Raw genomic sequence first — 21,638 nt, 5'->3', positions numbered from 1 at the left:
TTGGGCTTCAGCCCGCCAGGCCCTGTCGCGCGCCGTCGAGACGGTTCGCGATGGTGCCCTCGATGATCTCGTCGCCGATCTCGACCCGGACACCGCCGAGGACCGCGGGGTCCACGTCGACGTTCAGGTGGACCTGCCGGCCCACCAGCCGGGCCAGCGAAGCGCCGAGGCGCTCCTTCTGCGCGTCCGACAGCGGCACCGCGGTGGTCACCAGGGCGACCACGCGCTCGCGCCGACCGGCGGCCAGCCGGGAGTACTCCTCCAGGCCGCCTTCCAGGCTACGTCCACGCGGCTGGGTCACCAGGGCGGCGACCAGACGCACGGTCTGCGGCTTGGCCTTGCCGTCCAGCAGACGCTTGACCAGCTCGCCCTTGGCGGTCGCGGTGGCGGCTCCGTCGGTGAGCGCGGAGCGCAGCTCGGTGCTGCTCGCCACGACCCGGCCGAAGCGGAACAGCTCGTCCTCGACCTCGTCCAGCGCACCGGCCTTGTCCGCACCGATGATCTCCGCGTACGCGGCCAGCACCTCGATGCCGTCCACCAGGTCGCGCGAGACGGCCCAGCGGGAGCGCACCATGCCGGCGACCAGGTCGAGCGCCTCGGCGCCGATCTTGCCGCCGAAGAGCGCGCCGACCAGGTCGGCCTTGCGCTGACCCGACGCGGCCGGGTCGGTGAGGGTCCGGCGCAGCGAGACCGAGCGGTCCAGCACACCGGTCACGGCCAGCAGGTCCGCACCGAGCGCGGCGAGGTCCACGGACGTGCTGTCCGTCAGGGCCTCAAGGCGCTCACGGGCTGCGGCGTTCGACTGACGCGTGGCACTGCTCACTTGGCACCCGCAGACTCGGCAGACTTCGCGTCGAGCTCGTCGAGGAAGCGGTCGATGATCCGGCTCTGCCGCGCGGCGTCCTCAAGGGACTCGCCGACGACCTTGCCGGCCAGGTCGGTGGCGATGCGGCCGACGTCCTGTCGGAGCACGTTCGTCACCTGGCGGCGGTCCGCCTCGATCTGGGCGTGGCCCGCGGCGATGATGGCCTCGCGCTGACGCTGGCCCTCTTCCTTCATCTCCGCGATGATCAGGGCACCCTGCTCACGGGCGTGCTCGGTGATCCGAGCGGCCTCGTGACGGGCCTCCGCGAGCTGGGCCTTGTACTCCTCCAGCGTGCGGTTGGCCTCGGTCTGCGCCTTCTCCGCCCGTTCCAGGCCACCCTCGATCGCGTCGTGCCGCTCGTCCAGGGTCTTCTGGATGCCGGGCAGGAGCTTCTTACCGAGGAAGCCGAAGACGATGAAGAAGCAGAGCAGGCCGATGATCAGTTCTGCCGTGTCGGGGATCAGAGGATTCTGAGCCCCGGTCTCAGCGATGAACGTCATCATGTCTGAGCCTTTCGTCGAGTGTGGCTACTGGCTGGTCGGCTTACTTGAAGATGAAGGGGACGACCAGGCCGAGGAGCGCCAGAACCTCACAGAGGGCGAAGCCCAGGAACATGTTCTGGCGGATGATCGGCATGGCTTCGGGCTGACGCGCCATGGCCTCGATCGAGTGGCCGAAGACCAGGCCGATGCCCACGCCGGGGCCGATGGCGGCGAGACCGTACGCGACGGCGCCGAGGTTGCCGGAAACGCCGGCGGCGAGCTCAACTGCAGCAGCAGACATGATTATCCGTGTCTTCCTGTGTCATACGGTCCGCTGGGGGGCTTCCCAGCGGAAGTCTTGGGGTGGTGCGGGGCGGGTCAGTGACCCTCTTCGAGCGCTCCGTTGATGTACAGCGAAGTCAGCAGCGTGAAGATGTAGGCCTGCAGGAACTGGATCAGGACCTCGAAGGCGGTCATGCCGACGGCGAGGATGAACGAGCCGCCCGCGAAGGCCGACATGATCGAGGGGGTCAGCAGGTACCAGCTGGCGACGCTGAACATCACGATCAGCATGTGGCCGGCGAACATGTTGGCCCAGAGCCGCACCGCGAGGGTGAACGGCCGGGTGATCACGTTCTGCAGGAACTCCAGGAACACGATCAGCGGGATGAGCGGCTTGGGCAGCCCGTCCATCCAGACCAGGTTCTTGACCCCGCCCTTGAAGCCGTGGGTCTTGAACGTCAGGTACATGTACGTGACCCACACCACCAGCGCCAGCGCCACCGGGTACCCGAAGCGGGAAGCCACAGGGAACTGGGCGAGCGGGATGATGGACATGATGTTCATGAACCACACGAAGAAGAAGATCGAGGTCAGGAAGGGAACGAACTTGTCGCCCTTCTTGCCGATCACATCGCGGGCGATGCCACGGGCGATGAAGGTGTAACCGATCTCGCCGACCAGCTGGAGCTTCCCCGGGACCAGCTTGGGCTTGCGGAACGCCGCCCAGAAGAATCCGACGACCAGCACCATGCAGATGAGCGCGAGCAGCATCGGCTTGGTGAAGTGGAAGCTGCCGATGCTGAAGATCGGCTTGAAGTCGAACGTGTTGAGACTCGGGGCCGGGAATCCACAGCCAGAGGGCTGAATGTGGCAACCGCTCTCAGCGAGCAGCGTTTGGGCACTCACCCGTGACTCCTTCGTCGTGACGCATCAGAACTGCAACCTTGTGTGTCGGCGCGGCCTTCATGGCCACTGGTCGGCACTGGGACGTGGGGTTGGTGGTGCGGTCGACCCGGTTCGAGGACCGAGGACCTGACACCGCCGGGATCTGCACCGTTGCTACAGCTGCTGATCCGGGCACGCCGCACGCCGAGGGGGCTGTCTAGCCCTCCCCCGCCCTTCGGGCGGGAGGTGCTTCCTCGGCCGGATGCGATTCCGGACGATAGCAGATCAGGATGAAGCGTCTTTAGCCCGCCCTTATGCCCCATCTCGGGGCTTCGCCTTCGCGGACCGTGCCTGTTCCTGGGGCACCGAGGGCTCAGGGTCGACGTACAGCGTTTTGGAGCGCATGGTGTGCAGGACCTGACCGCCCACCCAGGCCAGCGTGGTGACCAGCAGCGTGAGGGCGAAGGCCTTGCCGTTGAACAGCGTGGTGTTCTTGAACACGACGATGAAGAGGCCGACCATCAGCATCTGCACCGCGTAGACCAGCAGTCCTGCCGTCATCACCAGCTGTGGCTTGTCCTGGGTGATCCGCATCAGTGCCCAGAACCCCAGTCCGAAGAACACGAGCACCACAGCCAGCCCGACCAGGGCACCGACCAGCCCCTTCTCACCAGCCACCACGGTGCTGACGACAGCGGCGACGACCCCCACGGGAGCGGCAAGGACTGCCGATCCTCTGAGGATCCGGGCGTCGTTGGACAGCATCGTCGTCAACTCCGGCGCGATGGGGGAAACAGGTGACCAAGTAAGGGAGGAGAGAGCACTGCGTCAACTACCCGCGTCACAGACCCGCGAGGCGGGTCGCAACCGAACAACCTTCTCCCGTAAGGTCCTTCGGCTCTTCTCCTGATGTCGTGAACGGTATCACAAGCTATTTGGCCGAGTCTTTACCCTAGCCGTGTGCTCCATGCCACACGGAGGTCACCCGGAGGAGTTACGCACGATTCGTCCGGATGCACCCGACTGCCGTCCCGAGGCGTGTGCGCCGGTCCCGATCTTCCTGAGCAGCTCTTCGTCCGCCTGCGAGAACGTGGCGGTGACCGCGAGCTCGGGAACCGACGGCTCGGTGAGAACTTCTCTTACCGGCTCGACCGGCGCCCCGTCCGGCTGGCGGTAGCGGGGCGGTACGAAGCGCTCGGCTATCCGGGGGGCGTGCGGTTTGAAGCGCGGCATCAGCAGCACCACGATGCCCACCACGCAGGCGGACATGGCGATCTCCACCACCAGCAGCGCGGTGTGGTTCAGCGAGAAGGCGACGGTGGCGAAGGCGAACAGCGCCGCCCAGAAGTACATGATCATGACGGCCCGGCTGTGCGAGTGCCCGATCTCCAGCAGCCGGTGGTGCAGATGCCCCTTGTCGGCCGCGAACGGCGACTTGCCGGCCCAGGTCCGCCGCACCACCGCGAGCACCAGGTCCGCCAGCGGAATGGCGATCACCGTCAGCGGCAGCAGCAGCGGGATGTAGATCGGCACCATGGCGTGGGTGGCCTGGGTCTGCGACCCGTTGTTCAGCGCGGTGATCACGCTGGGGTCGATGCGGCCGGTCAGCGAGATCATCGAGACCGAGAGCAGCAGCCCGAGCAGCAGCGCCCCCGAGTCCCCCATGAAGATCCGCGCCGGATGCAGGTTGTGCGGCAGGAAGCCCAGGCAGATGCCCACCAGGATGGCGCTGAACAGGGTGGCCGGCAGCGCGTCCGGGATCCCGTAGGTGTAGGACAGCCGGTACGAGTAGGCGAAGAAGGCCAGCGCCGCGATGCAGACCATGCCGGCCGCCAGGCCGTCCAGGCCGTCGATGAAGTTGACCGCGTTGACGCTGATCACCACCAGCGCCACGGCGATGAAGGTGCCCCAGGTCGGCCCGACCGACACCGCGCCGTAGCCCGGCACCGGCAGGTAGAGCACGGTGACGCCCTGGTAGACCATGACGCCGGCGGCCACCATCTGGCCGCCCAGCTTCACCAGCGCGTCCACGCCCCACTTGTCGTCCAGCACCCCGATGATCCACATGATCGCGGCGCCGGAGAGCAGTGCCGGGACGTCGCTGCCGCCGTCGCCGCCCTGGAAGATGCTGGTCATGGTGCTGAGGTTGGCCGCGACCAGCAGGCCCGCGCACAGCCCGCCGAACATCGCGATGCCACCGAGCCGGGGGGTCGGCTCCTTGTGGACGTCGCGTTCCCTGATCTGGGGCATCGCCCCGGCCATGATGGCGAACTTCCGGGCCGGGCCGGTCAGCAGGTAGGTGACCGCAGCCGCGACGCACAGCGTCAGCAGGAACTCGCGCACCAGCGCCCTCCATCCCTAGAGCTAGCGGTCGGCACCCCCGTGACTCCGGCAGAGCATAGCGGCCGAGTCGTAAGAGCCGGGTGGGATCCAAGGTGCGTCACAGCGCCCCACCCTATTCACCTGGACGCCCGAAACCACCATTGCGGTTTTGTCTATACGTACCTATGCCGATGATTCGGCGGGCCTGCGGGCGTCCCGGTCGACCGGGAACCGCCCGACCAGCGAGGCCACCTCGGCGGCCAGCTCCGCGGTCGCAGCCGACGCCTCGCCGCTGCGGACCGCGCGGCCGACCAGGTCGGCCAGCGCCGCCATCTCCGCTCCGCCCATGCCCTGGGTGGTGACGCAGGCCGTGCCCAGCCGCACCCCGGACGACTGCACCGGCGGGACGTCCTCGAACGGGACCGCGCAGGTGCCCAGCAGCAGTCCGGCGGCCTCGCAGGCGCGCTCGACCTCGTGCCCGGTCCGGCCCAGCGGCCGGGCGTCCGCGGTCACCAGGTGGGTGTCGGTGCCGCCGGTCAGCAGGCGCAGGCCCTGCTCGGCCAGCCCGGCCGCCAGCAGCCGGGCGTTGGCCACCGACCGCCGGGCGTAGCCGGCGAACTCCGGCTTGGCCGCCTCCCCCAGCGCGAGCGCCTTGGCCGCGATCTGGTTCATCTCCGGACCGCCCTGGGTGAACGGGAACACCGCCCGGTCCACCCGTCCGGCCAGCTCGGCACTGCACAGCAGCAGTCCGCCGCGCGGTCCGCCGAGTACCTTGTGGGTCACCCCGCACACCACGTCCGCATACGGCACCGGGGAGTCCAGCACCCCGCCGGCCACCAGTCCGATGGTCTGTGCGGCCGCCGCCACCAGATAGGCGCCGACCTCGTCGGCGATGGCCCGGAACGCGGCCCAGTCGATGGCCCGGGGGTAGGAGATCGCCCCGGCCACGATCGCCTTCGGGCGCACCGCCCGGGCCAGGTCACGCACCTGGTCCAGGTCGATCAGGCCGTCGCTCTCGCGCACCCCGTAGCCGGTGAAGTCGAACCAGCGGCCGGAGAAGTTGGAGCCCGAGCCCTGGGACAGATGGCCGCCGTGCGCCAGCGACATCGCCAGCACCGCGTCACCCGGCCGCAGCAGCGCGGCGTACGCGGCCAGCACGGCGGAGGTGCCGGTGTACGGCTGGACGTTGGCGTGCTCGGCGCCGAACAGCGCCTTCGCCCGGTCGACCGCCAGCCGCTCGGCGGCGTCGGCCTGCGCACACCCGCTGTGGTGCCGCCGGCCCGGGTAGCCCTCGGCGTACTTGTCGCCCAGCGGCCCGGCGAGGACCGCCCGCACTTCGGGTGAGGCGAAGTTCTCCCCCGCCAGCAGGTGCACCTCGCGCTGCCGCCGGTCCAGCTCGGCGTCCAGGATCGCGGCCAGCGCGGGGTCGCTCTGCTGGAGCGTGCCACTGACCTCTGTCATAGCCGCCCACTCCCTACCGGTAGAGCCCTGCAGCTCACTGTAGGACGGCAACCCCCGCCCCGCCCGGCCTGAAAGCCGTCCGAAGGACGGCTCGGGGGCGCGAGGAACTGCGCTGCCAACCAAGCGCCTCCGTAGCGGGCTGATCCCACCGAACCCCGCGCCCCCAAGGTCCTAAGCAGGGACCCGGGCTACGCCCGTGAGTGCGGTGACGATCGGGTCCAGCGCGTCAAAGATCTCCTCGCCGCAGTTGCGGAACATCCCCAGCGGCGCACCGTACGGGTCGTCGACCTCGTCCGCCTCCGGAGTGGCCGCCAGCAGCCACCCGCGCAGCGCCGCCGCCGCGCGGACCAGCGCGCGGGCGCGGTCGGCGACCTCGCCGGGGTGGTCCGCCGCCTCGGGCAGGGTCGCCGGATCTATCGCCCGCACCAGCCGGGTGAACTCCTTCAGCGTGAAGGTCCGCAGCCCGGCGGCGTGGCCCATGGAGATCACCTGGGCCCGGTGGTCGCGGGTCGCGGTCAGCACCAGGTCCGCGCCGATCACATGCTCGTCCAGCAGCTCGCGGCCGACGAAGCCGCGCGGGTCCGCGCCGTACTCGCCGAGGATCTCCGCCGCGTTGGACTCCATCGGAGCACCCTCGTGGCCCCAGGTGCCGGCGCTCTCGACCACGATCCCGCCGGCCCGGTCGCCGAGCCGGTGCACCAGCTCGTGCCGGGTCAGCCGCTCGGCGATGGGCGAGCGGCAGACGTTGCCGGTGCAGACGTAGAGGATCGTGAAGGCACCGTGCCGGGGCTCCGCGCCGCCGTAGTACGGGCGCGGGACCGGACGGGAGTGCCGGCCGGTGCTCTGGCCGCCGTTACCGTGGCCGACGACCGTGCCGGGCAGCGGGACGCCGGCCGACGGCGCGGCGGCGCTCAGCGGCACCGCGCGACGCGGTCCGATCAGCTGCGTACCGCCGGGATGCCCTCCGGGGTGTGCGGTCACCTGCCGACCTCCAGGTCGGGTACCACCTCGCGGAGCTGGGCGGCGGTCAGCGCACCCTCCCGCAGCAGGACCGGGACCTTGCCGGTGACGTCGACGATCGAGGACGCGACGGCGTGGTCGGCCCGTCCCCCGTCCAGGTACACCGAGACACTGTCGGCGAGCTGGCGCTGCGCCTCGTCGCAGTCGGCCGGCGGGGTGCCGCCGGTGCGGTTGGCGCTGGAGACGGCCAGCGGGCCGGTGATGGTCAGCAGTTCGATGGCGACCGGGTGCAGCGGCATCCGGATCGCGACGGTGCCCCGGGTGTCGCCCAGGTCCCAGCGCAGCGACGGCTGGTGCCGGGTGACCAGGGTCAGGCCGCCGGGCCAGAACGCGTCCACGAGCTCCCAGGCCGACTCGGAGAAGTCGCTGACCAGGCCGTGCAGCGTGGTCGGGGAGCCGACCAGCACGGGGGTGGGCATGCTGCGGCCCCGGCCCTTGGCGGCCAGCAGGTCGGCGACCGCCTCCGGCTTGAAGGCGTCCGCGCCGATCCCGTACAGGGTGTCGGTGGGCAGCACGACCAGCTCGCCGCGGCGGATCGCCGAGGCGGCCTCGCGCAGTCCCGCCGCGCGGTCGCTCGGATCGGCACAGTCGTAGCGGCGGCTCATCGGTGCGGGCCCCTTCCCTGGGCGGCGGACATCACGGTGGGAGACATCACGGTCGCGGCCGGCATCACGGTTGCGGATGGCACGGTCACAGCGCGGCCCGGCGGGCCGTGGCGAAGCGCGGGCGGTTGTTCAGGTCGCGGTGGTCCGCCGCGTCGGTCCAGCCGGACTCCTCGCGGAAGATCCACGGGACCAGGCCGCCCTGGGTGTCGGCGTGCTCGATCACGACCACGCCGCCGGGGCGGAGCAGCCGGGCGGCGACCTTCTCGATCCCCCGGATGGTGTCCAGGCCGTCCTCGCCGGAGAACAGCGCGAGCTCCGGGTCGTGGTCCCTGGCCTCGGGGGCGACGTACTCCCACTCCGTCAGCGGGATGTACGGCGGGTTGCTGATCACCAGGTCGAAGCGGCCGTGCAGCTCCGGCTGGTCGTCGAAGGCGGTGGTGGCGTCGCCCTGGACCAGGCTGATCCGGGGGGCGTCCGGGCTGGCGTCCACATTGCGGCGGGCCCAGGCGTACGCCTGGTCGGACAGCTCCACGGCGTGCACCCTGCTGCGCGGGACCTCCTGCGCCAGCGCCAGCGCGATCGCGCCGGATCCGGTGCAGAGGTCGACCACCAGCGGCTCGGCGACGTCCATGGAGCGCAGCGCGTCTATGGCCCAGCCGACCACCGACTCGGTCTCCGGGCGCGGCACGAATACCCCGGGGCCGACCTGGAGCTCCAGATAGCGGAAGAAGGCCCGCCCGGTGATGTGCTGCAGCGGCTCGCGGGCCTCGCGGCGGGAGATGACCTCCCAGTAGCGGGCGTCGAAGTCGCCGTCCGCGACGGTGTGCAGCTCACCCCGCTTGACCTCGTGCACGAACGCGGCGAGCTCCTCGGCGTCGAAGCGCGGCGAGGGCACGCCCGCGGCGGCCAGCCGTTGGGTGGCCTGGGCCACCTCGGCGAGCAGCAGGTTCACTGCGTGCCTCCTCCGACTCTGTGTGGGTCGACTCGTCTGTGGGTCGACTCTGTGTGGGCCGACTCTGCGTGGGTCCGGCGTGGTCAGGTGCGGGTCGTGCGGGTCAGTTGTTCTGCGCCGCGGCTTCCAGCCGCGCCGCGGCGTCGGCGTCGACCGCCGACTGGATCAGCGGGTCGAGCTCGCCGCCGAGCACCTGGTCCAAGTTGTACGCCTTGAAGCCGGTGCGGTGGTCGGAGATGCGGTTCTCCGGGAAGTTGTAGGTGCGGATGCGCTCGGAACGGTCCACGGTACGCACCTGACTGCGGCGCGCGTCGCTGGCCTCCCGGTCGGCCTCCTCCTGAGCGGCGGCCAGCACCCGCGAGCGGAGGATGCGCATGGCCGCCTCCTTGTTCTGCAGCTGGCTCTTCTGGTTCTGGCAGGAGGCGACGATACCGGTCGGCAGGTGGGTGATGCGGACCGCCGAGTCGGTGGTGTTGACCGACTGGCCGCCGGGCCCCGAGGAGCGGTAGACGTCGATCCGCAGGTCGTTCGCGTTGATCTCGACCTCCACGTCCTCGGCCTCGGGGGTGACCAGGACACCGGCTGCGGAGGTGTGGATCCGGCCCTGCGACTCGGTGGCCGGGACGCGCTGGACGCGGTGCACGCCGCCCTCGTACTTCAGCCGGGCCCAGACGCCCTGGCCGGGCTCGGTGGCCCCGCCCCGGGTCTTCACGGCGACCTGGACGTCCTTGTAGCCGCCGAGGTCGGACTCGTTGGAGTCGATGATCTCGGTCTTCCAGCCGACCTTCTCGGCGTAGCGCAGGTACATCCGCAGCAGGTCACCGGCGAACAGCGCCGACTCCTCGCCGCCCTCGCCCGCCTTGACCTCAAGGATGACGTCCTTGTCGTCGTTGGGGTCGCGCGGCACCAGCAGCAGGCGCAGGTCCTCGGTGAGCTCGTCGCGGCGCTGCTCCAGCTGCTTGATCTCGGCGTAGAAGTCGGGATCGACGTCGGCGAGCTCGCGCGCGGTCTCGATGTCCTCGCCGGTCTGCCGCCAGGCGCGGTAGGCGGCGGTGATCGGGGTCAGCTCCGCGTAGCGCTTGGACAGCTTGCGGGCCTCGCCCTGGTCGGCGTGCACGGCGGGGTCGGCGAGCCGCTCCTCAAGGACCGCGTGCTCACTCAGGAGCTCCTCGACTGCCTCGAACATGGGGCTGTGCCTTCTTCCGACGATACGTGACGAGCTGTGGACCGGGTGGGGACAGTGCAACGCGAACGGCGCCGACCGGGTGCACCCCCGCTGGGAGGATGCATCCGGCCGGCGCCGACAGGTCGCTAGCCCTGCTTGGCGGCGTGCTTCTTGCCGAAGCGAGCCTCGAAGCGGGCGACGCGGCCACCCGTGTCCATGAGCTTCTGCTTGCCCGTGTAGAAGGGGTGGCACTGCGAGCAGATCTCAGCACGGATCTGGCCGGACGGCTCGGTGCTGCGGGTGGTGAACGAGGCGCCACAGGTGCAGGTGACCTGGGTGACCACGTAGGTCGGGTGAATCTCGGGCTTCAAGGGATGCTCCTAGGTTCGGGAGGGTTCCGGGTCGGAGAGCGGGCTGCCGTCCGTGAACCGGGACCGACGTACCAGTCTGCCAGCACTGGCCGTATCTCCCAAAACGGGGACGTCCCGGCATCTATTCCGGGGGCGCGCCCCTGTCGCGGCCCCGGGCTCGGGACGGCCGGAGCACGGGCCTCGGCCGACGGCGGTACCGGCTCAGCGCGGGGTCAGCGCGGGGTCAGTGTGGCCGGGTTGGGCTGCTGCAGCGCCAGTACGGCCTGCGGGACCGGCAGGTCCGCCCGCAGCGCGGTCCAGAGCGCGGTGGCCTCCGGCTCCAGCGGCACCACCCGGTTGGCGTCGCTGGGCGCGACCGTGTTCGGCATGGTCACCCCGGCGGTCCGGTCCGCGCCGATCCCCTTGAGGCTCTCCGCGAAGGAGATCAGCGAGGCGACCGAGCCCAGGTCGCTGTCGGTCGTGATCGAGCTGGTCGCGGTGTCGGCCATGTCGTAGAGCTTGGTGGGGCTGCTCCACAGGTCCAGGCTCTGGAGCTGCACCAGGATGGACTTGATCATCTGCTGCTGCAGCTGGATCCGGCCCAGGTCGCTGCCGTCGCCCACCCCGTGCCGGGTGCGCACGAAGGCCAGGGCCTGGTCACCGCCGAGGCGGTGGGTGCCGGCCTGGAGGTGCAGGCCGCTGTCGGTGTCGTCGATGTCGACCGTGGTGGTCACGGTGACCCCGCCCAGCGCGTCGATCAGCTTGGCGAAGCCGGAGAAGTCGACCTCGACGAAGTGGTCCATCCGCAGCCCGGTCATCGCCTCCACGGTCTTCACCGCGCAGGCCGGCCCGCCGACCTCGTAGGCGCTGTTGACCATGGCCCCCTGGACGGCGGCCACCGTACCGGTGCCCTTCACCGACGTGCAGGCGGGCCGGTCGACCAGGGTGTCCCGGGGGATGCTGACCACGTCGGCGTGGTCGTGCCGCTCGTTGATGTGGACCACCATGGACGTGTCCGAGCGCGAGGTGCCGTCGTCGGCGCCGCCGGCCAGCTGCCCGTTGGCGCCGGACCGCGAGTCGGAGCCCAGCACCAGGATGTTCATGGCGCCGGCGGCGGAGGCGGCCGGACGGTCGCTGCCCAGCGCCGCGCCGATGTCGACGGTCCTGAGGTTGCTGTTGAGCTTCCAGTAGAGGAAGCCGCCGACCGCGGCGCAGAGCACGACGACGGCGGTGACCCCGCAGACCGCGCCGACCAGGACGCGCCGACGCCTGCTCCAGGGCCGTCCGCGGCCGGGGCCCCCGTTCGGCGCACCGGTCGCCGACCCGTCGTTCGGCCTCGCGTCGTCCGTCATCGGCGCCCAGTCCGTCCTTTAGTCCAATTTTCTTACCTTTTGCGACCTTTGCTGAGGCTACGTGATCTCCCGTCGGAACGCACAGCCTCCATCAGTAAGCAGCCTCCCTCCGGAAACGCAGACGCCGCCGCCCCGGGCGGTGGCCCGGGGCGGCGGCGAGGTGACCGGTGGAACGGCGCTGGATCAGTCCTGGCCCGGCGTCGTCTTGGCGATCTGCATCAGGAACTCGGCGTTGCTCTTGGTCTGCTTCATCTTGTCCAGCAGCAGCTCGATTGCCTGCTGGCCGTCCAGGGCGTGCAGCACCCGGCGCAGCTTCCAGGTGATCGCGAGCTCCTCCGAGCCGAGCAGGATCTCCTCCTTGCGGGTGCTGGACGCGTCCACGTCCACCGCCGGGAAGATCCGCTTGTCGGCGAGCTTGCGGTCGAGCTTGAGCTCCATGTTGCCGGTGCCCTTGAACTCCTCGAAGATCACGTCGTCCATGCGCGAGCCGGTGTCGACCAGCGCGGTGGCGATGATGGTCAGCGAGCCGCCGTTCTCGATGTTGCGCGCGGCACCGAAGAACTTCTTCGGCGGGTAGAGCGCGGTCGAGTCGACACCACCGGACAGGATGCGTCCGGAGGTCGGCGCCGCCAGGTTGTAGGCACGGCCCAGGCGGGTGATCGAGTCCAGCAGCACGACCACGTCGTGGCCCAGCTCCACCAGCCGCTTGGCACGCTCGATGGCGAGCTCGGCGACGGTGGTGTGGTCCTCGGCCGGACGGTCGAAGGTCGAGGAGATGACCTCGCCCTTCACCGAACGGGTCATGTCGGTGACCTCTTCCGGACGCTCGTCCACCAGGACGACCATCAGGTGGCACTCGGGGTTGTTGTGCGTGATCGCGTTGGCGATCGCCTGCATGATCATCGTCTTGCCGGTCTTCGGCTGGGCGACGATCAGACCACGCTGACCCTTCCCGATCGGCGCCACCAGGTCGATGATCCGGGTCGTCAGCACACCCGGATCGGTCTCCAGACGCAGCCGCTCCTGCGGGTACAGCGGGGTCAGCCGGTTGAACTCCGGACGGTTGCGGCCCGAGTCCGGCTCGCTGCCGTTCACCGAGTCCAGACGCACCAGCGCGTTGAACTTCTCCCGCCGCTCACCGTCCTTCGGCTGCCGCACCGCGCCGGTGATCGCGTCACCCTTACGCAGACCGTTCTTGCGAACCTGGGCCAGCGACACGTACACGTCGTTGGGGCCGGACAGGTAGCCGGAGGTCCGCACGAAGGCGTAGTTGTCCAGGATGTCCAGGATGCCGGCCACCGGGATGAGCACGTCGTCCTCGTTGACCTGCGGCTCGGCCGGGCCCTCGAAGCCGTCACGGCGGTTGCGCCGGTTGCGGTCGCGGTAGCGGCCGCGGCGACGGCCGCCGCCGAACTCGTCGTCGTCCGGGTAGCCGCCCTGGACGTTGCCGCCCTGGCCCTGACCCTGGCTCTGGCCGCCCTGGACGTTGCCGCCCTGACCGGCCGCACGGCCGCCCTGGCTGCCGGCGCCGTCCTGCTGCTGGCCCCGGTCCCCGCGGTCGCGACGGTTGCGGCGCTCGCCGCGCTCGCCCCGCTCGGCGCGGTCGCGGCGGGACTCGCCGCCCTCGGACTCGACCACGGCGGTGCCCGCGCCACCGGAGGTGCCGGTGCCGGCGGTGCTGTCCTGGGCACGGTCACGGCGCTCGCGACGGTCCCGACGGCCGTTCTCGCGGACCTCGGAACCGTCCGTGCGGCCCTGCTCCTGCGCCGGACGCTCGCGCACCTCGGTGGCCACCGAGGCGGCCGGCTCGGCAGCAGGGGCGACGGTGTCCTGCGGCGCGGCCTCGGCCGCGGTGGTGAGCGAGGTCACCGGGGCGGTGGCCCGGCGGCTGCGACGCGGAGCCCGCTCGGCGGCCGGGGCGTCGGTCGCGGACTGCACCGGGATGTCGATCTGCTGCTGCTCGGCGGCGCGGGACCGGGCGGTGCGGCGGGCCGGGGCGGGAGCCTCGGCCGACTCGGCGGCCGGGGCGGCAGCGGCTTCGGCGCCGCTGTCCGGGGTGGCCTTGACGGCCCGGGAGGCGCGCTTGGCGGCCGGCGCCTCGGCGGCGAGCAGCGGGTCCCCGCCGTTCTTCGCCTTGATGGCGTCGATGAGGTCGCTCTTGCGCATCCGGCCGGTGCCGCTGATGCCGAGGCCGGTGGCGAGCTGCTGCAGCTCTGCGAGCACCATGGCGTTCAGCCCGGTGCCCGTGGTCCGACGGCGCTTCGGCGCGGGGGCCGTGGTTGCGTCCGACGCGTCAGCGTCCGGGCGCGCGCCCATCAGATCGGTGGTGTCGCTCACGAAGGGTCCTTCCCTGGAGCGGACGTCGGCCTGTCTGGCTCGGCGACCGGTTGTGCTGTCCGTCCCTGCGCTCGTTTTCACAGGTACGGGGCGGTGGTCCGCCGGATGGCGGTCATACGAACTGTTGCGGTGCTGTGTGCTGACGCACACCGCTTACCGGGCCCCCGTCGCGTGTCACGACACTCCATCCCCAAACTGCAGTCTCAGCACGGCTGCGTGGTCTGTTGCAGGCCATGTGCGTCACATGCGGGCTGAGGCACCGACACGGCTTCGGGATGCGGTCACACTTGCGCAGGCAGGCTGCGTACGCGCTGTGGCGGGCTCCCGGAGAATTGCTGTCCCGGAACGGTCACCCCGCTGGGCGGAGCGGACCGGGATCGGGACGCGGCGCACCGGGCCCCGTAGGGCACCTGGTGCAGACATGAGATTAACACTACTGGACCCAACAAACATTCCCCCACTGTGTGTCTGCCAATCGTGTCCCCGATCGCACCCTCCGCTCAAGCCCGCCGCACGGTCCTGTGCAGGTCCCGAGGGGATTCCCCAGGCGATGCGCGCCGGTGCCGCGGCGGCGGTGCGGGTGCGATCGGTGGTCATCCGGCGGTCACTCCGCCCCCGGAGCCGCCAGGGGCCGAACCCCGGCGCCGTCCAGATCCAGGCCGAGCCGGTGCGCGGCCCAGTCCGGGCCGGCGAATCCGAGCGCCTTGTCGGCGGTGCCGGAGTCGGTGAGGGCCAGCACGGTGGGTCCGGCCCCGGAGATCGCCGCCGGGATCCCCTCCGCGCGCAGGCGGGCGACCAGGGCGGCGCTCTGCGGCATGGCCGGGGTCCGGTAGTCCTGGTGCAGCCGGTCCTCGGTGGCGGCCAGCAGCAGTTCCGGGCGGCGGGTGACCGCCTCGACGAACAGCGCGGCGCGGCCCACGTTGGCGGCGGCGTCGGCGTGCGGCACGGTGGCCGGCAGCAGGCCCCGGGCGACCTCGGTGAGCACCGGGTTCGCCGGGACGAAGACCACCGGCACGACCTCGGTGGAGGGGGTGAGGGTGATCGCATGGGCACCGTGGCCGCTGTGCTCGGAGTCGGTCCAGGCAATGGTGAAGCCGCCGAGGAGGCAGGCGGCGACGTTGTCGGGATGGCCCTCGATCTCCGAAGCCAGCGTCAGCATCGCGGCGTCGTCCATGAGTTCGGCGCCGCCGACGGTCACGGCACGGGCCGCGACGATACCGGCCACGATGGCGGCGGAGGAGGAGCCCAGGCCCCGGCCGTGCGGTATCCGGTTGGCGCAGACCACTTCCAGGCCCCGGGGCTGGCCGCCGAGCCGGTCGAAGGCGGCCCGCATCGCCCGGACCACCAGATGCCGTTCGTCGCGGGCCAGCGTGTCCGCGCCCTCGCCGGCGATGTCGACGTCCAGACCCGAGTCGGCGACCCGGACCACGACGTCGTCGTAGAGGCCGAGGGCGAGACCGAAGGAGTCGAAGCCCGGGCCCAGGTTGGCGCTGGTCGCGGGCACGCGGACGCGGGTCGCGGCGGCGCGGAAGGCGGGGGCGGGCATGTCGCGGTCGCTCCTGGATCTGATTCTGGGGGTCACCTCAGCGTATCGAAGAACAGTTCTGAGGAGATACACCCACGCTGGTGGTCGGCGGCGGAAAGCCGCCGGGATCCGCGATGCGGGACCCGCCGGTCGGGCGGGCCCCGCACCGGGACCGTGGTCGAGAGGCCCGGACGAACAGGGACGGACATGGCCGGCCCTTGGCCGTGGGCCGCCCACCCGTTGGTGGCGCGGCGCCCACCGGGTTGACGGCCGACCCTCGACCCAGGTCTCCGTTACGCCAGGCCGAGCCGCTCCGCGGCGGCTTCGGCGTCGATCGGGATGGTGGTCGGCTGCGGCGCGCCGGCCACCGCCCAGTCCGGGTCCTTGAGGCCGTTGCCGGTCACCGTGCAGACGATCCGCTGGCCCGGGTCGACCAGCCCGCGCTCGGCCGCCTGCAGCAGCCCGGCCACGCTCGCGGCCGACGCCGGCTCCACGAACACGCCCTCGCGCGCGGCCAGCAGCCGGTATGCGGAAAGGATCTGACGGTCGGTCACCTTGTCGATGAGTCCGCCCGACTCGTCCCGCGCGGCCAGCGCGAAGTCCCAGGAGGCCGGGTTGCCGATCCGGATCGCGGTGGCGATGGTCTGCGGCTGCAGCACCGGCGCGCCGTCCACGATCGGCGCCGAGCCGGAGGCCTGGAAGCCCCACATCCGCGGGGTGCGGGTGGACACGGCGGGGAGGGTGCCCTCGGCGCCGGGGGTTGCCACCGGCGTCGGCCGGGCGTACTCGCGGTAGCCCTTCCAGTAGGCGGTGATGTTGCCCGCGTTGCCGACCGGCAGCACATGAATGTCGGGCGCGTCGCCGAGCATGTCGACGATCTCGAACGCGGCGGTCTTCTGGCCCTCGATCCGGACCGGGTTCACCGAGTTGACCAGCGCCACCGGGTAGCGGTCGGAGAGGTCCCTGGCCAGCGTCAGGCAGTCGTCGAAGTTGCCGTCCACCTGCAGGATCTTCGCGCCGTGGACCAGCGCCTGGCCCATCTTGCCAAGCGCGATCTTGCCCTGCGGGACCAGCACCGCGCAGACCATCCCGGCCCGCACCGCGTAGGCCGCGGCGGAGGCGGAGGTGTTGCCGGTGGAGGCGCAGATGACGGCCTGGGCGCCGTCCTCCTTGGCCTTCGAGATGGCCATGGTCATGCCGCGGTCCTTGAAGGAGCCGGTGGGGTTGGCCCCCTCGACCTTCAGGTAGACGTCGCAGCCGGTGCGCTCGGACAGCAGCTGGGCCGGGACCAGCGGCGTACCGCCTTCCAGCAGGGTGACCACGGGGGTGGCCTCCGTCACCGGGAGGCGGTCGCGGTACTCCTCGATCAGGCCGCGCCACTGGTGGGTGCGGGCGCCGTGGGAGTGGACGCTGGTGGTGCTCATTGGATTCATTCCCCTTCGACACGCATGATGCTGGCCACACCTCTGACCTGGTCGTGTGTCCGCAGAGCGGCGACCGTGGCGGACAGCGCGGCGTCAGTGGCGCGGTGGGTGACTACGACGAGTGAGGCGTCGCCCTCCCGGCCCTGCTGCCGGACCGTGTCGATGGACACGCCGTGCTCGGCGAAGACGGTGGCGACCTGCGCCAGGACACCTGCCTTGTCGGCGACGTCCAGGCTGACGTGGTAGCGGGTGACCACATCGTCCATGGGATTGACGGTGAGCTGAGCGTACGCCGACTCGCCCGGTCCGGTGGAACCGGCCAGCTTGTTGCGGCAGACCGCCACCAGGTCGCCGAGCACCGCGCTCGCGGTCGGCGCGCCGCCGGCGCCGGGGCCGTAGAACATCAGCTGCCCGGCGGCGTCGGCCTCGACGAACACCGCGTTGTAGGCACCGCGGACGTTGGCCAGCGGGTGGGTCAGCGGGATCATCGCCGGGTGCACCCGGGCGGTGACCGAGACCCCGTCCGCGCTGCGCTCGCAGATGGCGAGCAGCTTGACCACGCAGCCCATGGCCTTGGCGCTGGCGATGTCGCCCGCGGTGACCTCGGTGATGCCCTCACGGAACACGTCGTCGGCGGTGACCCGGGTGTGGAAGGCGATGCCCGCCAGGATCGCGGCCTTGGCGGCGGCGTCGAAGCCCTCGACGTCGGCGGTCGGGTCCGCCTCGGCGTAGCCGAGCGCGGTGGCCTCCTCCAGCGCCTCGGAGTACCCGGCGCCGGTGCTGTCCATCTTGTCCAGGATGAAGTTGGTGGTGCCGTTGACGATCCCGAGGACCCGGTTCACCTTGTCCCCGGCCAGCGACTCCCGCAGCGGCCTGATCAGCGGGATCGCCCCGGCGACCGCGGCCTCGTAGTACAGGTCCACGCCGGCCCGGCCGGCCGCCGCGTGCAGCGCCGCGCCGTCGGCGGCGAGCAGCGCCTTGTTGGCGCTGACCACCGAGGCGCCGTTGTCGAAGGCGGTGAGGATCAGGCCCCGGGCCGGCTCGATGCCGCCGATGACCTCGATCACCACGTCGATGTCGTCGCGTTTCACCAGTTCGGTGGCGTCCGTGGTGATCAGGTGCTCGGGGATGCCCGGCCGGGGCCGGTTCGCCCGGCGCACGGCGACCCCGGCCAGTTCCACCGGGGCACCGATGCGGGCGGCCAGGTCGGCCGCGTGCGTCGTCATGATGCGGGCCACGTCGGTGCCTACTACTCCACAACCGAGGAGCGCTACCTTCAGTGTGCGCATCGTCCGACTCCGCTCTGCCGACTAGCTCTCTGCCGACTCATTCATGGATTGACTGTGACGGCGTCTTGTGAGACGAGGTCCGTCGGTGACAAGTCTCGGGGACAACGTCGATAAATCTTCGTCTGTATCAGACTTTGAGACGATGATTTCGCTAGCCGATATCGAGACGCAGCAGATCCTCCTCCGTCTCGCGGCGCACGATCACCCGGGCGGCCCCGTCCGAGACGGCCACCACCGGGGGCTTCAGGGCGTGGTTGTAGTTGCTCGCCATGGAGCGGCAGTAGGCCCCGGTGGCCGGCACGGCCAGCAGGTCGCCGGCGGCCACGTCGGCCGGCAGGAAGGCGTCCTTCACCACGATGTCGCCGGACTCGCAGTGCTTGCCGACCACCCGCGAGAGCATCGGCTCGGCGCCGGAGCTGCGGGAGACCAGCGCGACCGAGTACTCGGCGTCATAGAGGGCGGTGCGGATGTTGTCCGACATCCCGCCGTCGACGCTGACGTAGGTGCGCAGACCCTCCAGCGGCTTCACCGTGCCGACCTCGTAGAGGGTGAAGGCGGTGGGACCGACGATGGCGCGGCCCGGCTCCACCGACAGCCGCGGCGTGGCGAGGCCCGCCCCCGCGCACTCGCGGCTGACGATGTCCGCCAGCTGGACGGCGATCTCGGCCGGCTCGCGCGGGTCGTCGTCGCTGGTGTAGGCGATGCCGAGGCCGCCGCCGAGGTCGATCTCGGGGAGCTCGACGCCGTGCTCGGCCTTGACCTCGGCCAGCAGCCCGACCACCCGGCGGGCGGCGACCTCGAAGCCGGCGGTGTCGAAGATCTGCGAACCGATGTGCGAGTGGATCCCGGCCAGCTCGACGCCGTCCAGGGTCAGCGCCCGGCGCACCGCCTCGGCGGCGTGACCGCCGGAGAGCGAGAGGCCGAACTTCTGGTCCTCGTGGGCGGTGGCGATGAACTCGTGGGTGTGCGCCTCGACGCCCACGGTGACCCGGATCAGGATCTTCTGCCGGACGCCCTGCTGCTCGGCGGTCCAGGAGAGCCGGGCCAGTTCCTCGTAGGAGTCGACGACGACATGGCCGACCCCGGACTTGACCGCGTACTCCAGCTCGGCCTGGGACTTGTTGTTGCCGTGGAAGGCGATCCGGTGCGCCGGCATCCCCGCGGACAGCGCGACGGTGAGCTCGCCGCCGCTGCAGACGTCGACGTTCAGGCCCTCCTCGTGCAGCCAGCGGACGATCGCACGGGAGAGGAAGGCCTTCCCGGCGTAGTAGACGTCGGCGCCGGGGCCGAAGGCGTCCCGCCAGGCGCGGCAGCGGGCGCGGAAGTCCTGCTCGTCGAGGATGTAGGCGGGCGTGCCGAACTCCTCGGCCAGCGTCTGCACGTCGATCCCGCCGACGGTGACCACGCCGTCCTGGCCCCGGGAGACGGTCCGGGCCCAGACCTTGGGGTCAAGGCGGTTGAGGTCGGCCGGAGGTGCGGTGAAGTGCCCCTCGGGCAGGACGTCCCCGTGGCGCGGACCGGCGGGGTGGGCGGAACGGCTCATCTGCGATGTCTCCAGGGGATGTCACGAGCGGTACAGCGAGGGGCGCGAAGGAGGTGGACCACCCTCGCGCCCCTCGCCCGGCTCACATACGTTCGGGAGCTGAAACGCCCAGCAGGGCCAGGCCGTTGGCGATCACGGTACGGGTCGCCTCGGCCAGCCAGAGGCGGGCGCGGTTCAGGTCGGTGACTTCGTCGTCACCCATGGGGAGGATGCGGCACTCGTCGTAGAAGCGGTGGTACTTCGCCGCCAGCTCCTCCAGGAAGCGGGCCACGTGGTGGGGCTGGCGCAGTTCGCCCGCCTTGGCGACGATCCGCGGGAACTCCCCGAGTTTGCCGAGCAGGTCGATCTCCCACTCGGTGCTGAGCAGCTCCGGTTTGAAGTCCTCCGCCGCCCCCTTGTCGATGCCGAGGTCACCGGCATTGCGAGCGACACCGCACATCCGGGTGTGTGCGTACTGGACGTAGTAGACCGGGTTCTCCTTCGACGCGCTGGTGAGCACGTCGATGTCGAGAGTGATCGTGGAGTCCGTGGACGAGCGCGAGAGGGTGTAGCGCGCGGCGTCGACGCCGATCCAGTCGATGACGTCGTCGATGGTGATGATGTTGCCCGCACGCTTGGACATGCGGACCTCCTCACCGTTCTTCAGCATCTTCACGAACTGGCCGATCAGCACCTCGATGTTGTGCGTCGGGTCGTCGCCCGCGCACGCCACGATGGCCTTCAGCCGGTTCACGTAGCCGTGGTGGTCCGCGCCCAGCATGTAGACGTTGACGTCGAAGCCGCGGTCCCGCTTGTTGAGGTAGTACGCGGCGTCGGCGGCGAAGTAGGTGGTCTCGCCGTCGGCCTTGACCAGCACCCGGTCCTTGTCGTCGCCGAAGTCGGTGGTGCGCAGCCAGGTCGCACCGTCCAGCTCGAAGACGTGGCCCTGCTCGCGCAGCCGCTCGGCGGCCTTCTCGACGGCGCCGGAGTCGTGCAGCGACTTCTCCGAGAACCAGACGTCGAAGTGCGCGCCGAACTCCTCCATGGAGCGCTGGATCTCGGCGACCATCAGCCGCAGGCCCTCGGTCCGGAACAGCTCCCGCTGCTCGTCCTCGGGCAGGCCGAGGATGCCGGGGTTGGCGGCGACGATGTCGGCGGCGATGTCGTTGATGTACTCGCCGACGTAACCGTCGTCCGGGACCGGCTGCTTGTTCGCGGCGGCGAAGAGCGAGCCGCCGAACTTGGCGATCTGCACACCGGCGTCGTTGATGTAGTACTCGGTGGTCACCGCCGCGCCGGAGGCACGCAGGATCCGGCCCAGCGAGTCACCGACGGCGGCCCAGCGGACCCCGCCGATGTGGATCGGGCCGGTGGGGTTCGCCGAGACGAACTCCAGGTTGATCCGCTGGCCGGCGAAGGTCTCGTTGTGCCCGTACGCCGCACCGGCGGCGACGATGGTGCGGGCCAGCTCGCCCTGGGTGGCGGCGTCGAAGGTGATGTTCATGAAGCCGGGCCCGGCGATGTCGACCCTGGCGACCCCGGGCAGCGTTCGCAGGCGGGCGGCGACCAACTCGGCCACCTGGCGCGGGGGCGTCGCCGCCGCCTTCGCCAGCTGGAGGGCCACGTTGGTGGCGTAGTCGCCGTGGTCCCTGTTCTTGGGCCGCTCGACGGTCACCGTCTCGGGGACGGCGACGGTCAGCTCGCCCGCCTCAACGACGGCACGAACCGCGGACTGGACTGCCTGGGAAAGCTCTGCGGGTGTCACGGGTGCAAGCCTAGGCGAGAAGGGGGCCTGGTCCG

Annotated in this window: 19 protein-coding genes; all 19 read right to left on the bottom strand. The window is 70.8% G+C overall.

From position 1 onward, the window contains the following. Nucleotides 1-7 precede the first annotated feature (7 nt). Complete coding sequence (locus tag ABH925_RS08390; RefSeq protein WP_370146510.1) at nucleotides 8-823, bottom strand: F0F1 ATP synthase subunit delta; 816 nt, start codon at nucleotides 821-823, stop codon at nucleotides 8-10. Beyond that, on the bottom strand, nucleotides 820-1,365 hold the full coding sequence (locus ABH925_RS08385; protein ID WP_370146809.1) for a F0F1 ATP synthase subunit B: 546 nt from the start codon (nucleotides 1,363-1,365) through the stop codon (nucleotides 820-822). Before ABH925_RS08385 ends, ABH925_RS08390 begins: the two co-directional genes overlap by 4 nt. Nucleotides 1,366-1,408: 43 nt before the next feature. Beyond that, complete coding sequence (gene atpE / locus ABH925_RS08380) at nucleotides 1,409-1,648, bottom strand: ATP synthase F0 subunit C (protein WP_370146508.1); 240 nt, start codon at nucleotides 1,646-1,648, stop codon at nucleotides 1,409-1,411. Between the two features lie 77 nt (nucleotides 1,649-1,725). Beyond that, nucleotides 1,726-2,535 (bottom strand): F0F1 ATP synthase subunit A, encoded by an 810-nt coding sequence (gene atpB / locus ABH925_RS08375; protein WP_370146507.1) that lies wholly within the window; start codon nucleotides 2,533-2,535, stop codon nucleotides 1,726-1,728. A 291-nt stretch (nucleotides 2,536-2,826) separates the two neighbouring features. Then, nucleotides 2,827-3,279 (bottom strand): hypothetical protein, encoded by a 453-nt coding sequence (locus ABH925_RS08370; protein ID WP_370146808.1) that lies wholly within the window; start codon nucleotides 3,277-3,279, stop codon nucleotides 2,827-2,829. Nucleotides 3,280-3,495: 216 nt separating this feature from the next. Then, on the bottom strand, nucleotides 3,496-4,857 hold the full coding sequence (locus tag ABH925_RS08365) for a glycosyltransferase family 4 protein (protein WP_370146506.1): 1,362 nt from the start codon (nucleotides 4,855-4,857) through the stop codon (nucleotides 3,496-3,498). A gap of 162 nt (nucleotides 4,858-5,019) precedes the next feature. After that, on the bottom strand, nucleotides 5,020-6,297 hold the full coding sequence (gene glyA, locus ABH925_RS08360) for a serine hydroxymethyltransferase (RefSeq protein WP_370146504.1): 1,278 nt from the start codon (nucleotides 6,295-6,297) through the stop codon (nucleotides 5,020-5,022). Nucleotides 6,298-6,468: 171 nt separating this feature from the next. Beyond that, the gene (locus ABH925_RS08355) at nucleotides 6,469-7,065 is read right to left on the bottom strand and encodes a protein-tyrosine-phosphatase (protein WP_370146807.1); all 597 of its coding nucleotides are present in this window, start codon (nucleotides 7,063-7,065) and stop codon (nucleotides 6,469-6,471) included. Between the two features lie 209 nt (nucleotides 7,066-7,274). Next, on the bottom strand, nucleotides 7,275-7,922 hold the full coding sequence (locus ABH925_RS08350) for an L-threonylcarbamoyladenylate synthase (RefSeq protein WP_370146502.1): 648 nt from the start codon (nucleotides 7,920-7,922) through the stop codon (nucleotides 7,275-7,277). Nucleotides 7,923-8,007: 85 nt separating this feature from the next. Continuing rightward, nucleotides 8,008-8,874, bottom strand: a complete 867-nt coding sequence (gene prmC / locus ABH925_RS08345) for a peptide chain release factor N(5)-glutamine methyltransferase (protein ID WP_370146500.1) — start codon at nucleotides 8,872-8,874, stop codon at nucleotides 8,008-8,010. Nucleotides 8,875-8,977: 103 nt separating this feature from the next. Further along, nucleotides 8,978-10,060 (bottom strand): peptide chain release factor 1, encoded by a 1,083-nt coding sequence (gene prfA, locus ABH925_RS08340; protein WP_370146499.1) that lies wholly within the window; start codon nucleotides 10,058-10,060, stop codon nucleotides 8,978-8,980. A 125-nt stretch (nucleotides 10,061-10,185) separates the two neighbouring features. Beyond that, the gene (gene rpmE / locus ABH925_RS08335; RefSeq protein ID WP_370146498.1) at nucleotides 10,186-10,410 is read right to left on the bottom strand and encodes a 50S ribosomal protein L31; all 225 of its coding nucleotides are present in this window, start codon (nucleotides 10,408-10,410) and stop codon (nucleotides 10,186-10,188) included. A gap of 212 nt (nucleotides 10,411-10,622) precedes the next feature. Further along, on the bottom strand, nucleotides 10,623-11,741 hold the full coding sequence (locus ABH925_RS08330; RefSeq protein WP_370146496.1) for an LCP family protein: 1,119 nt from the start codon (nucleotides 11,739-11,741) through the stop codon (nucleotides 10,623-10,625). Nucleotides 11,742-11,924: 183 nt separating this feature from the next. Further along, nucleotides 11,925-14,078: a transcription termination factor Rho gene (rho, locus tag ABH925_RS08325; RefSeq protein WP_370146495.1), complete on the bottom strand. Its 2,154-nt coding sequence runs from the start codon at nucleotides 14,076-14,078 to the stop codon at nucleotides 11,925-11,927. Nucleotides 14,079-14,682: 604 nt separating this feature from the next. Next, nucleotides 14,683-15,624, bottom strand: coding sequence for a homoserine kinase (gene thrB, locus ABH925_RS08320; RefSeq protein ID WP_370146492.1), 942 nt, complete (start codon nucleotides 15,622-15,624; stop codon nucleotides 14,683-14,685). A 272-nt stretch (nucleotides 15,625-15,896) separates the two neighbouring features. Beyond that, entirely contained in the window at nucleotides 15,897-17,027 is a 1,131-nt protein-coding gene (thrC, locus tag ABH925_RS08315; protein WP_370146491.1) for a threonine synthase, read from the bottom strand. 5 nt (nucleotides 17,028-17,032) lie between these two features. After that, nucleotides 17,033-18,316 (bottom strand): homoserine dehydrogenase, encoded by a 1,284-nt coding sequence (locus ABH925_RS08310; RefSeq protein ID WP_370146490.1) that lies wholly within the window; start codon nucleotides 18,314-18,316, stop codon nucleotides 17,033-17,035. Nucleotides 18,317-18,467: 151 nt separating this feature from the next. Then, a complete protein-coding gene (gene lysA / locus ABH925_RS08305) occupies nucleotides 18,468-19,859 on the bottom strand; it encodes a diaminopimelate decarboxylase (RefSeq protein ID WP_370146489.1) in 1,392 nt (463 codons plus the stop codon). A gap of 82 nt (nucleotides 19,860-19,941) precedes the next feature. Then, nucleotides 19,942-21,603, bottom strand: coding sequence for an arginine--tRNA ligase (gene argS, locus ABH925_RS08300; RefSeq protein WP_370146487.1), 1,662 nt, complete (start codon nucleotides 21,601-21,603; stop codon nucleotides 19,942-19,944). Nucleotides 21,604-21,638: the final 35 nt, after the last annotated feature.

The sequence above is a fragment of the Streptacidiphilus sp. EB129 genome, assembly GCF_041262645.1.
Classification (GTDB): Bacteria; Actinomycetota; Actinomycetes; order Streptomycetales; family Streptomycetaceae; genus Streptacidiphilus.
The sequence above is the reverse complement of the archived record's forward strand: the minus strand, read 5'-3'. Positions and strand labels throughout refer to the sequence as shown.